General features: G+C 40.7%; 9 protein-coding genes. 6 read left to right on the top strand and 3 right to left on the bottom strand.

From position 1 onward, the window contains the following. Positions 1–93 precede the first annotated feature (93 nt). The 4 genes from F909_RS06185 (at position 94) to gcvH (ending at position 4,028) form a co-directional block, all read left to right on the top strand. Positions 94–1,941 (top strand): ABC transporter ATP-binding protein, encoded by a 1,848-nt coding sequence (locus tag F909_RS06185; protein WP_005152414.1) that lies wholly within the window; start codon positions 94–96, stop codon positions 1,939–1,941. Then, positions 1,941–2,381 carry a MaoC family dehydratase gene (locus F909_RS06190; RefSeq protein WP_005152412.1) on the top strand — a complete coding sequence of 147 codons (441 nt, stop codon included), beginning with the start codon at positions 1,941–1,943 and terminating at the stop codon, positions 2,379–2,381. Before F909_RS06185 ends, F909_RS06190 begins: the two co-directional genes overlap by 1 nt. Positions 2,382–2,509: 128 nt before the next feature. Further along, complete coding sequence (locus tag F909_RS06195; RefSeq protein WP_005152410.1) at positions 2,510–3,535, top strand: AraC family transcriptional regulator; 1,026 nt, start codon at positions 2,510–2,512, stop codon at positions 3,533–3,535. A gap of 118 nt (positions 3,536–3,653) precedes the next feature. After that, positions 3,654–4,028, top strand: coding sequence for a glycine cleavage system protein GcvH (gene gcvH / locus F909_RS06200; RefSeq protein ID WP_005152409.1), 375 nt, complete (start codon positions 3,654–3,656; stop codon positions 4,026–4,028). 70 nt (positions 4,029–4,098) lie between these two features. Here the strand turns inward: gcvH and F909_RS06205 are convergent, their stop codons facing one another. Then, entirely contained in the window at positions 4,099–5,253 is a 1,155-nt protein-coding gene (locus tag F909_RS06205) for a lytic polysaccharide monooxygenase (RefSeq protein WP_005152408.1), read from the bottom strand. 264 nt (positions 5,254–5,517) lie between these two features. Continuing rightward, the gene (aspA, locus tag F909_RS06210; RefSeq protein ID WP_050559995.1) at positions 5,518–6,966 is read right to left on the bottom strand and encodes an aspartate ammonia-lyase; all 1,449 of its coding nucleotides are present in this window, start codon (positions 6,964–6,966) and stop codon (positions 5,518–5,520) included. Between the two features lie 473 nt (positions 6,967–7,439). On the opposite strand from aspA, the gene putP reads away from it, so the two are divergent. Then, positions 7,440–8,936: a sodium/proline symporter PutP gene (gene putP, locus F909_RS06215; RefSeq protein ID WP_005152406.1), complete on the top strand. Its 1,497-nt coding sequence runs from the start codon at positions 7,440–7,442 to the stop codon at positions 8,934–8,936. A 45-nt stretch (positions 8,937–8,981) separates the two neighbouring features. Here the strand turns inward: putP and F909_RS06220 are convergent, their stop codons facing one another. After that, positions 8,982–9,473, bottom strand: coding sequence for an Lrp/AsnC ligand binding domain-containing protein (locus F909_RS06220; RefSeq protein WP_005152404.1), 492 nt, complete (start codon positions 9,471–9,473; stop codon positions 8,982–8,984). Positions 9,474–9,593: 120 nt separating this feature from the next. On the opposite strand from F909_RS06220, the gene putA reads away from it, so the two are divergent. Then, positions 9,594–13,355 (top strand): trifunctional transcriptional regulator/proline dehydrogenase/L-glutamate gamma-semialdehyde dehydrogenase, encoded by a 3,762-nt coding sequence (putA, locus tag F909_RS06225; RefSeq protein WP_005152401.1) that lies wholly within the window; start codon positions 9,594–9,596, stop codon positions 13,353–13,355. The last annotated feature ends 59 nt before the right edge of the window (positions 13,356–13,414 follow it).

Raw genomic sequence — 13,414 nt, 5'->3', positions numbered from 1 at the left:
CATCATTTATTTTCTTTTGCCATCTTCTGGCAAGTTTTCTGATATCCTACAGTGGTGAGCTGAATCGTACTGTATAATTAGAGGAAATGCGGCATGCTGCAATGGTTTGAAAAATTAGTTGATCCCTATCCAACGAAAGACTTAAACAAACCATTACCAACAACTTTTTTTGCTTTCGTTTGGCAAGCAACCAAAGGCATCCGTCCTTATCTGTTTATTTTGATTGCTTGTACTGCAGCCGCTGCAAGCTTTGAAGCACTATTTTTCTCTTATATAGGCAAATTGGTCGATTGGTTGACACAAAGTCATCCAAGTACATTTTTAGAAAATAATCAGCAAAACCTCACCATCCTGATTAGCATCCTATTTGCCAATATTTTCTTTGTCAGCCTGCAATCTGTGGTCAAACACCAAGTTTTGTTTAGTAATTTCCCAATGCGTATGCGTTGGCGCTTTCATAATTTGTTATTACAACAAAGCCTAGACTTCTTCCATACTGACTTCGCAGGGCGTCTTTCTGCCAAGGTGATGCAAACTGCTTTGGCTGTACGCGAATTCTGGATGATTTTAGGCGATATGCTGGTTTATGTACTGATCTACTTCATTACGATTAGTGTTGTACTTGGCTCTATTTCTCCTGTACTGATTATTCCTTTAATGTTGTGGCTGGTTTTTTTCATTGTGATTGCCAGCTATTTTATCCCCCGTTTAGGTAAAATCTCTAAAAAACAAGCGGATTCACGTGCTGTTATGACAGGCCGTATTACCGATGCATATACCAATATCCAAACCGTAAAGCTCTTTGCGCATGCAGGCCGCGAAAGTCAATATGCCAAAGAATCCATGCAAGAATTTATGGTGACGGTTTATAAGCAAATGCGTTTAGGGGTCAAATACGAAATCAGCATTCGTTTACTCAGTGCATTTTTATATATTGGTGTCATTGGTACTTCAGTTTGGTTATGGACACAAGGCCAAGCTGCTATTGGCGTGATTGCAGCTACCACGGCGATGGTACTGAAGCTCGATAGTATGGCTGAGTTTTTAATGTGGCATGTCACCATGCTGTTTGAAAATGTCGGTACCATTCAGGATGGCATGACCACCTTAGGTAAACAGATCCAAATTCAAGACAAGAAAGATGCGACTACATTAAAAGTTCAGCATGGTGAAATCCGATTTGAGGACGTTAGCTTTGCTTATAACAAAAAAAATGTCATTGAACATTTTAACTTAACCATCAAACCTGGTGAAAAAATTGGCGTTGTTGGGCGTTCTGGTGCGGGTAAATCGACACTGATCCAATTACTACTTCATTTTTACGATATCAACCAAGGTCGTATTTTGATTGATGGCCAAAATATTCATGATGTTACTCAAGATAGCTTATGCGCCAATATTGCTTTAGTAACGCAAGATACCTCTTTATTACACCGTACTGTTGCTGAAAATATTAAATATGGTCGCCCAAATGCGACTGAAGCCGAAGTCCAGCTTGCGGTTAAAAAAGCAAGAGCAGAAGAGTTTATTCCACAACTCACAGACCAAAAAGGTCGTGTTGGTTATGATGCTTATGTCGGTGAACGCGGTGTAAAACTTTCTGGTGGACAGCGTCAACGTATTGCGATATCACGTGTTTTCCTAAAAGACGCTCCAATTCTGATTCTGGATGAAGCAACCAGTGCGCTTGATTCCGAAGTCGAAGCCGCAATTCAAAGTAGTTTAAATGACTTGATGGTTGGCAAAACGGTCATTGCAATTGCGCACCGTTTATCTACTATTGCTCAAATGGATCGCCTTATTGTCCTTGATCAAGGTCGAATTGCTGAGCAAGGAACACATGAGGAATTGATTGCCAATGATGGCTTGTATGCACAATTATGGAAACGCCAAACAGGTGGTTTTTTAGTTGAACAGCGAGTGACTCAGGACACAGAATAATGTTGTATTTAGAAGACTTAAATATTGGTGATCGCTTTAGCAGCCGTGAATATGAAATGACACTTGAAGAAGTGAAACAATTTGCCGGCCAATATGATCCCCAACCTTTCCATTTGGATGAACAAGCTGCGGAACAACACCCCATTTTTCAAGGTTTAGCCGCCAGTGGCTGGCATACCTCCGCAGTCACTATGCGTCTATGGACTGAATGCTTTCCAGTAGCAGGTGGACTATTAGGTACCGAGTCAAGTTTACGTTGGCCACGCCCAACCCGTGTTGGCGATAAAATTCATGTCGAAGTTGAAATTACTGCAATTGTGCCCTCTAAAACAAAAAATGATCGCGGTATCGTCAGCTACGTGACACAAGCTTTGAACCAACATGGTGATGTGCTATTAATATCTACAACCAAAATTCTAGTCTTTAGAAAAGCAATTTAATTGTTGAACATTCGGTGACTCTTTTGTCCAACAATTTTTATGATTGATAATTTTATTTCATGTAAAGATGTTTAAGACTTAAATGTTTAAAAGATATTGGCAAAATTGATGAGCGCCACGGAAAGCACATGAAAACAACCTCAACTCGTCAAGATCAAGGAATACCAGGCGTCTACGGCTTATTGCTATTAGATGTTGTTTCTCGCTGGGGATATAGCGATGAAACATTGTTTGCTCCATTTCATTTAACGAGTGAACAGTTGGCTGATCCAAACTATCGAATTCCAACACCGATTGCGAATGAATTGGTGAAACACGCTTTGCGTTTGACTGGTGAAAGTACACTTGGCTTTCATCTAGGTACGCAGATGCGTATTTCCATTCATGGTTTTATCGGCTATGCCATTATGACGGCGCATGACATTACCGATGCGATTGCATTGGCAAGTCGTTTCATTCAGTTACGCCTTCCCTTTTTACAACTCTATTTTTCCACATTCGGGCCGAAAGCCACCTTACAACTCCAATGTGATATTGAAGTCGAGCCCTTACGCACCGAAATCATTTTAGGTTTAACCATTGGTATTATGACCATGGCCAAAGCCTTAACTGGAATTGATGATTTAAAAGGTGAGGTTGACTTAGATTTTGCTGAACCAGCAGGCTTTGAGAAATATAAAGACCGTTTAACCAGTACAGTACGCTTTAATCAGCCACATTTGATTTCTAGCTTTGATAAAAAATATCTTGGCTTAAAGATGGTCAATGCAGATGCGATTGCCAGTCAGATTGCAATTAACCAATGTGAAACCGAATTATCAGCACTAGGCGAACGCCGTCGTTTAGCAATGCGAGTCCGTGATATTCTGACCAATTCAGAACAGCATTATTTAAGTATTGAAAATGTGGCTGAACGTCTGCATATGTCAGATCGAACATTAAAACGACAATTAGCTGCAGAAGGAACCTCCTTCTCAACCTTAGTCGATGAAGTTCGTTACCGTCATGCAACGTCTTTACTCTCTCGAACAGATTATAGTTTAGAACAAATTGCAGATGAGCTCGGCTATTCAGATGTTGCGAATTTTAGCCGTGCATTTAAGCGTTGGAGTGGTCGTAGTCCAAGTAACTGGCGCAAAGACCCTTATTTGTAAGATTGTAAATGTGGTGGGTTTATATAAAGCTAAACCCTTCATTACAAAAACTTTTGTTTTGATTAAAAAACCTGTATAAAGCCAATAAAATGATGAGACAGATTGTTAAGGAGTTGTCATGAATCATCCAGCGGAATTGAAATATGCACGTACGCATGAATGGGTAAGAATTGAGGGTGACCTAGTTGTTACGGGAATTACTGACCATGCACAAGATGAGTTGGGTGATTTAGTTTATGTGGAAACGCCTGAAGTTGGCAGCCATGTAACTGCAACTGAACAAGCAGGTATTGTTGAATCGGTAAAAACAGCATCTGATATCCATGCACCTGTGTCAGGCACCGTCGTTGAAGTAAATACTGAACTTGAAGATGACCCTGACTTTGTCAATGACGAACCTTATGGTAAAGGCTGGATTTATAAGATCAAACCAGACAATATGGCAGATGTTGAAAAGTTGCTTTCAAACAGCGACTATGAGTCAGGTTTATAATTTTTTAAATCCTGAATATCAAAAAACCGAGTGATCTATTCACTCGGTTTTTTGATTTTTACACTGACTATTATTTTATGAGAATCCATGCATCCTGCCAATTGGAACCAGTGGCAGGAACATATTGAGGCGCTTGGATCGTACACCAACCGCCATAAGGAAATGGCTTACACTGATAAATACGTCCATCGCTGCCTAATACCTTGGTCCCTACTTTATATGTACTGATATTCTTCGGGTAAACAAAATCATAAGAACCACCACTGATCAGTGCACGCTCAATTTTGATTTCGACACGCTGAATTCCACTATTTAAACTACTATAAACATCATTTTTCCCACTGACTGGCACAATCTCACCATTTGTGTTTTTAACGCCTGCCCGTAACGCGCTATGTTCTCGATTAATCGCTTCTGCTAATAAGCGTGGCCAAATATTTCGACTGCCATTGGCCGTACTTGTAATCAGTAATTCTGTTTTTAAATTTGAATTTTCACCATTAGCATCAAACACACGCGTCGATACCCGATCATTTTGCAATAAGTCATCAAGCGGATTGATATCACCAATATCATTCCAGCTTTGAACTGGTTTCGGTGGTTGTGGATCGACTGGTGTTGTTGGGTTACCTGAACCGACATTTACATCAATGACATTATAAAAGGCATTGCTGGTATCACCGATATCCCAAACCGCTAAAATGACATGGTAGCCACTTCGGTCAGCGGGCACACTACAACGATGTGTGACTACACTTGCAGGTTTTTGATATTTCCCATCCACACTGCAAAAGGGATTGAGATCAAAAGCACTACGTGCCAATGGTAATGAAGGATTCCACCCTTGCTTGGTGATAAAATAACGCCAACCTTGGCTCACATGTTGCGCTGTAAATTGCCAAGTAAAATCATTGGGACCCGTTGGTAAATTTGTTTTTATCCACCGTGTTGGCGATTGCACATTCAGTTCTGAAAATTGACTCAGATTCGCATTTGCAATCTGTCCATCTGGCGGCCCAGACTGCGGAAAATCTTTGGGTGCTTCTAAGCTTTGCGGTTCCCACACAATGCTGCCACACTGAGTATTCTTATTTAACTTACAGGCATAGGCTCGAGATTCAGGTTTAAGTACATAGCCATGCGCAAAAACCAGTGAAGGTACGACAGGCAATACCAATATTCCAATCGAGATTAAACTGCGTCTAATAAAGTGATGCATCATCATTATTCAACCTTTGTCATTTAACTTATTTATTGTTGTTAAGCATTGGTGTTCTTAAGACACCTCTTAGACCATAGGTGAGCCGCTTAAACAAGACAACCACCCACTCTGTAATGATCTGTAATATGTCAGATGACTTGATCACAGGAATAAAGCGTTGTGTTGACCCGATCAAATAATTTCACTAATCCATTATTTCTCAGTACCATCAAAAAAAAGCCCAATTCGATTTGAACTGGGCTTTAATCAAAACTATCCAGTTAAGAATTAAGCGACATAATCCACTTGAATACCATCAACTTCTGAAACCAAGTTTTCAAAAGAGAAAATCTCATCAAGTTGTTCTTGTGTCAGCAAACTGCGCTCTAAAACGACCTCTTGAATGGTTTTATTTTCAGCAATACATTGTTTACCGATCTCATCACACAATGCATGGCCCAAGAGTGGATCAAGCAACGTAATAATCCCGACACTACGCATTACTGCATCATGGCAAGCTTGTTCATTTGCTTTGATACCGCGTACACATTTTTCATCCAAGCTTTGAATTGCATGTGTAAGCAATTCAATTGATTCATTTAATGAAATTGCAATCACAGGCTCCATCACATTGAGTTGTAATTGCCCTGCTTCTGCTGCAAAGGTAATAGTCAAATCATTCCCAATCACTTTAAAAGCAATCTGATTGACCACTTCAGGAATTACTGGGTTTACTTTTGCAGGCATGATCGAAGAACCTGCTTGCAATTCAGGCAATTGAATTTCGCCTAAACCTGTTCGCGGTCCTGAACTGAGCAAACGTAAGTCATTGCTAATTTTTGAGAGTTTACATGCAAGGCGTTTCAATGTACTTGATAAGATGATGAATACGCCACAATCACTGGTTGCTTCCACATAATCTTCCGCACCGACCAGATTTAAGCCTGTGATGTCTTTTAAACATGAAACGGCTTGGACAGCATAACCTTTTGGCGTATTTACGCCTGTGCCAATCGCAGTCGCACCCAAGTTCACTTCAAGTAACATTTCTCGGGTACGCTTAATCAAACGTATATCTTCTTTTAATAAGGTCGCGAAAGCATGAAATTCTTGTCCGAGTGTCATCGGAACAGCATCTTGCAATTGGGTACGTCCCATTTTTAATACATAACGGAACTCAATTGCTTTATTTTCAAATGAAGTAATCAACTTATCCATTTGCGTAAATAAAGCATCTAAAGAACAGTAAGTGGATAGACGAATCGCCGTTGGATAGACATCATTGGTTGATTGTGACTTATTGACGTGGTCATTTGGATGAATCACATCATATTGGCCCTTTTGATACCCTAATGATTCAAGTGCAATATTTGCAATGACTTCATTGGTATTCATATTAATTGAAGTGCCTGCACCCCCCTGATAAATATCAATCGGGAATGCATTTTGCCATTTTTCTGTTTCAGTAATTAAAGCATCACAGGCATGTTGAATCGCCAAACTTTGTGCTTCTGTTAATTTGCCAAAACTTAAGTTCGCTTGAGCCGAAGCTTTCTTCACTTGTGCTAATGCACGGATAAAGTAGCCATTTTGTCCAACTTTTTGCGAAGAAATTTTAAAATTTTCAATTGCACGCAGTGTATGGATTCCATAATAACAATCTGCTGGAACTTCTTTTGCGCCGAGCAAATCATGCTCTATTCTTATCGTTGCCGCTTGAACCGTTTCCACTTCCATTTCTCTCAGACAATGCACCCTTATGGTGCAATGAACTAATATGAAATATTCCAACTGATTTTTCATTAGCAAAACTGCTTAACATTATATTTTTTTATAGTGAAAGTTCTCTAGATTGTTGCCTTTGTAACATTATGTGTCTTTGAATTTGCCTAGTTTTTAACACATCTAATTTAATATACATATGCAGATTTTGGTTATTGTAACGTTTGAAAACATTTTGCTTAATTTTTGATAGCTATTTCTTCAATTTTAGATGAAAAAAAATCCTATTTTTTCAATTAAAAAACTAATATTCATACACTTAATTTAAATTACACAAAACATACAAATATTAAACACAAACATAACAGTATTTTAAAAAACATTTGTGCTTGAATCTGTGACCTTATCAATCCCAAGAATAGTAAATCATTTTTTTGGCTATTCAGGTGTGATTGCAAATTATGGATATGTAAGGACAGGCATCCATTATGAATTTTTCTAATCCCACAGTTGTTGTATTCGTGGTATATATCCTGGCCATGCTTGGCATCGGTTTATACGCCTATTTTTCTACCAAAAACCTTGACGATTATATTCTTGGAGGCCGAAGTCTAGGCAGTTTTGTAACCGCATTATCAGCGGGCGCATCAGACATGAGTGGCTGGTTACTCATGGGTTTACCTGGTGCTATTTACTTGACTGGCTTATCTGAATCGTGGATTGCCATCGGTTTAATTATTGGTGCATGGCTAAACTGGTATTTGGTCGCAGGACGTTTACGTGTACATACTGAAGTACAAAACAATGCCCTCACCTTACCAGATTATTTTACTGGTCGTTTTGACGATCAGAAAAAAATCTTACGCGTCACATCTGCATTGATTATTCTTGTATTCTTTGCAATTTATTGTGCTTCTGGCATGGTCGCTGGTGCACGTTTATTTGAAACCCTATTCCATCTGCCATATTCAACAGCGTTATGGCTAGGCGCATTTGCGACGATTGGTTATGTGTGTATTGGTGGTTTCCTAGCAATCAGCTGGACCGATACTTTCCAAGCTGGCTTAATGATTTTTGCATTATTACTCCTTCCTATCGTAACGTATATGTCTCTAGGCATTGGCATGGAAGAGTTTAGTGCCGTGATTGAATCTGTTCGCCCGCACGCTTTTGACTTTGCGACCAACTTGAGTGTTGTTGCGATTCTTTCTGCTGCGGCTTGGGGTCTAGGCTATTTTGGTCAACCACACATTCTTGTACGCTTCATGGCAGCTGATTCTGTGAAATCAATTCCAGCAGCCCGCCGTATTGGTATGACCTGGATGATTCTTTGCTTAGCGGGTGCAGTCGGTTCAGGCTTCATCGGTATTGCATACTTCCAGATGCATCCTGAATTTGCAGCAGCAGTAACAGCTAACCCTGAAACTGTATTTATGGAACTCACCAAAATCTTATTCAACCCTTGGGTTGTTGGTGTGATCCTTGCAGCCATTCTATCTGCAGTCATGAGTACGCTAAGCTGTCAGCTTCTGGTTTGTTCGAGTGCTTTGACGGAAGATTTGTATAAAGGCTTTATCCGTAAAAATGCATCTCAAAAAGAATTGGTGTGGATTGGACGTGCGATGGTACTTGCTGTTGCAATGCTTGCCCTCTCTCTTGCTCAAAATCCAGAGAGTAAAGTTCTTGGCTTAGTTGCTTATGCATGGGCTGGTTTTGGTGCTGCATTTGGTCCATTGATTATTCTTTCATTGTTCTGGAAACGTATGACGTTAAACGGCGCATTGGTGGGTATGGTTGTTGGTGCTTTGACGGTAATCCTATGGAAAAACTTCTTCGGTTACACAGGTATCTATGAAATTATTCCAGGCTTCGTTTTTGCTTTGATCAGTATCGTGGTGGTGAGCTTACTTGGTAAAGCACCAAATGCTGCGGTCACCAGTCGTTTTGAACAAGCTGATGAAATCTATACACGTGAAATGAAATAATTCTTAAATGAAAATTTAAGGGGCTTTAGAGCCCCTTTCTTTTGCTTAAAATTTTGTTTTTGATTTGATTTTTATTTTTGAACTATCTTTTACCACTTGCATCACTGGGTAACTTCGAGTTTCCTTCACACCCGGTAATTGCCATAAAATCTGCCCAGCAATACGACGAAACTCCTCCATCCCTGCGCTGCGCAGTTTAATCAGAAAATCAAAACCACCACTGACCATATGGCATTCCACAATTTCGGGATATTGCGTTACGGCATCAATAAAATCATCCAAAACATGTGGGGTGGTTTTATCCAGCAGTACTTCAACAAACACCAAAAAACTAGCATTTAGCTTGTTGGGATTAAGTTTTGCCTCATATCCTAAAATGAATTCATCCTTGGTCAGCTTCTGGACACGCGCCATCACCGCAGTCGGTGATAGGTTCACGAGTTCTGCTAATTTACTATTAGAAATTCTCCCATCTGCTTGAAGAATATCCAGAATTTTTAGATCAGTTCGATCTAACGCATAAATAGGGCCATTCAACTGAATTTTCCTCTAAAAAATAAGTAAATTATAGTGAGTTACTCGGGTTTCATTCTGTAATCATAAATTATCTAAACCTCTCTACTCAATATGTTCTAGAGATTGTTATTGGAATTTAGTATGAATACATTGGATACTCCCGCACAAATGGAAACAGCTCACATAGACGGTTATATTACCGAATTTAAAGAAAAAAGTGAGTTTGAGCAACGCATTAATACAGCTTGGCGACGTGCTGAGCCTGAGGCAGTCGCTGTACTCGCTGAAGCAGCAAGCATTTCTCCTGATCTTGACCACAAAATTTATGAACTTGCATTTAGCCTAGCGCATAATTTACGTGAGCGTAAAAGCTCGGCTGGTAAAGCAGGTATTGTTCAAGGTTTACTTCAAGAGTTCTCACTTTCTTCACAAGAAGGTGTTGCGCTTATGTGTTTGGCAGAAGCTTTGCTTCGTATTCCAGATACAGCAACACGCGACTTATTGATTCGTGACAAGATCAACCAAGGCAACTGGAAAGAACACGTAGGTCAAAGTAACCTGATGTTCGTCAACGCTGCTGCATGGGGTTTGATGTTAACTGGCAAGCTCATGGAAACACCTAAGCAAACCAGTTTGTCTAGCGTATTAACGGGTCTTTTGGCGCGTAGTGGTCGTGGCATCATCCGTAAAGCGGTTGATGTTGCGATGCGTATGATGGGTGAGCAGTTCGTTACGGGTGAAACCATCGAAGAAGCACTGGATCATGCAAAACCATTTGAACACAAAGGTTTCCGCTACTCATACGACATGTTGGGTGAAGCTGCGCTGACTGATCATGATGCTGAGCGTTATTATAACGACTACACCCAAGCGATTCATGCGATTGGCAAAGCATCAAATGGCCGTGGCGTTTACGATGGCCCTGGTATCTCAATCAAGCTTTCTGCATTGCATCCACGTTATCAACGTGCGCAAATTGATCGTGTACATCACGAACTTTACAACAAAGTTTTTGAGCTTGCGTGCTTGGCAAAACACTATGACATCGGTTTAAACATCGATGCTGAAGAATCTGAACGTTTAGAAATTTCTCTCGAATTACTTGAGCGCTTATGTTTCGAACCAAAACTTGCGGATTGGAAAGGCATTGGGTTCGTTATTCAAGCGTACCAAAAGCGCTGTTTCTACGTTGTTGATTATATTGTTGATCTTGCAAAACGCAGCAACAAACGCCTGATGATCCGTTTGGTGAAAGGTGCGTATTGGGACAGCGAAATCAAAAAAGCGCAAATTGATGGTATGACCGACTATCCTGTGTTCACTCGTAAAGTTCACACTGATTTGTCATACATTGCCTGTGCGAAAAAATTACTTGCTGCACCAGATCAAGTGTATCCGCAATTTGCAACACACAATGCACAATCACTTGCAACAATCTACACCTTGGCTGATCCAAGCAAATACTACCCAGGTCAGTACGAGTTCCAATGCTTGCACGGTATGGGCGAGCCATTGTACGAACAAGTTGTCGGCTCTAAAGAAGATGGCAAATTGGGTGTTCCATGCCGTGTTTACGCGCCTGTTGGTAACCATGAAACATTATTGGCTTACTTGGTCCGTCGTTTACTTGAAAATGGTGCCAATACTTCATTCGTCAACCGTATTGCTGATAAGACATTGAAAGTTGAAGACCTGATCCAGTCTCCAATCAAAGACATTCAAACTTCAGCACAACAAGAAGGTCAGCTTGGCTTAAAACACCCTGCGATCCCACTTCCGCATGATCTTTACCCATTACGTCCAAATTCAAATGGCTTCGATCTGAATAACGATCAACCATTAACAGATTTAGATGCAACTGCACAAAAACTTCGTAACCACATGTGGAACAGTAAGCCACTGCTTGGTTTTGAATCAACAGTCCATGATCAAAGTAATGCAATTGCAATTACAAACCCTGCACAAAACAGTGAAGTGGTTGGTCATGTCAATGAAGCAACCAGTGCAGATGTACAACTGGCATTAGAAGCTGCCGTGCAAGCACAACAAAGCTGGGCCATGACGGACAAAGTTGAACGTGCCGCATGTTTAAAACGTGCTGCCGATTTGATGGAACTTCGCATTCAGGAGTTGATGGTATTGCTTTGCCGTGAAAGTGGTAAAACCTATGCCAACGCGATTGCAGAAGTTCGTGAAGCGGTTGATTTCCTACGTTACTACGCAACACAAATCGAAAACTTACCTGCAAATGCACAAGTAAAACCATTGGGTACAGTACTTTGTATCAGCCCGTGGAACTTCCCTCTTGCAATTTTCTCGGGCCAGATTGCAGCTGCTTTAGTTAGCGGTAACTGTGTGATTGCAAAACCTGCGGAACAAACACCACTCATTGCAGCTCAAGCAGTTGAAATGCTTTGGGAAGCTGGCGTACCACGCGGTGTGGTTCAACTTCTTCCTGGTCGTGGTGAAACTGTTGGTGCGCAATTAAGCCAAGATGATCGCATCCAAGGCATCATGTTCACAGGCTCTACAGAAGTTGCAAAAATCTTGCAAAAGACTGTGGCAAAACGCTTGTCTCCAAATGGTCAACCGATTCCGTTAATCGCGGAAACTGGTGGTCAAAATGCGATGATCGTCGATTCTTCTGCACTGACTGAACAAGTCGTTCTTGATGTTGTCAGTTCTGCATTTGACAGTGCCGGTCAACGTTGTTCTGCCCTACGTATCTTATGCGTTCAAGAAGACAGCGCTGCAACCGTTATCAAAATGTTGAAAGGTGCAATGCAACAGTTGATCGTTGGCAATCCTGCGATCTTAAAAACTGATATTGGTCCTGTAATCGATACGGAAGCAAAACAAACGATCGATACGCACATTCAAAAGATGAAATCTAAGGGTTACCCTGTTCATCAATTGATGTTCAATGATGCTGCAAGCCAACAAGCACTTGCACAAGGTACCTTCGTTCCGCCAACGGCGATCGAATTACCAAATCTTGATGACTTAGAGCGCGAAGTATTTGGTCCTGTATTGCATATCATCACATATAAGTACGGTGAACTTGAGCAATTGATCGATCGTATCAATGCAAAAGGTTATGGCTTGACCATGGGTCTACATACCCGTATCGATGAAACCATTAATACGGTTATTCAACGCGCAGAAGTAGGTAACCTATATATCAACCGTAACATCGTTGGTGCAGTTGTAGGTGTTCAACCATTTGGTGGTGAAGGCTTATCTGGTACTGGTCCAAAAGCTGGTGGTCCACTTTATATGTACCGTTTAATGGAGCATTGTTCTGAGAAAGTATTAGCAACACCATTTGCGGTGAAAGCTGAAATCTCTAACTTTGATGCTGTATCGAATGTTGCTTACCAAAACTTGTTGTCTTGGGCAAATAAAAATATGCCTCAAGCAATTCCAACGATTCCAGCATTTGGTGTTGGTAAGTTCTACGAATTGCAAGGTCCAACAGGTGAAAGCAACCAATACATTATTTTGCCTCGCCATCGCGTACTTGCTATTGCCAATGATGAAGCTGCTCAATTGCAGCAACTCCTAGCAATTTTCGCAGTGGGTAGCACAGCAGCGGTATTAAAAGACAATGCATTCCTAGTGAAACACAAAGCATCTTTACCAAAAGATGTATTAGATGCGATCACTGTGATTTCAAGTGTTGAAGCAGATCATTTTGATGCTGCTTTACATCAAGGTTCAGTTGAACAATTAACTGACTTACAGCATAAGATTGCAAACCGCTCTGGAGCAATCGTGGGAATCACTCACCTTCAAGTGAATGAGCAAATTCCTTTAGAACGCCTAGTCATTGAACGAGCAATTAGCGTAAACACTGCAGCAGCAGGTGGTAATGCGAGTTTGATGACTTTATCTGAAGACTAATTTTCAGTCTTCTATCTCCTAGCCCGAATCATGTTTACATGGTTCGGGTTTTTTATTAT

Origin of the sequence: Acinetobacter sp. ANC 3929 (assembly GCF_000369405.1) — a bacterium.
GTDB lineage: Bacteria > Pseudomonadota > Gammaproteobacteria > Pseudomonadales > Moraxellaceae > Acinetobacter.
Note: the sequence above shows the minus strand (reverse complement) of the source record. Positions and strands in the feature narration are given on the sequence as shown.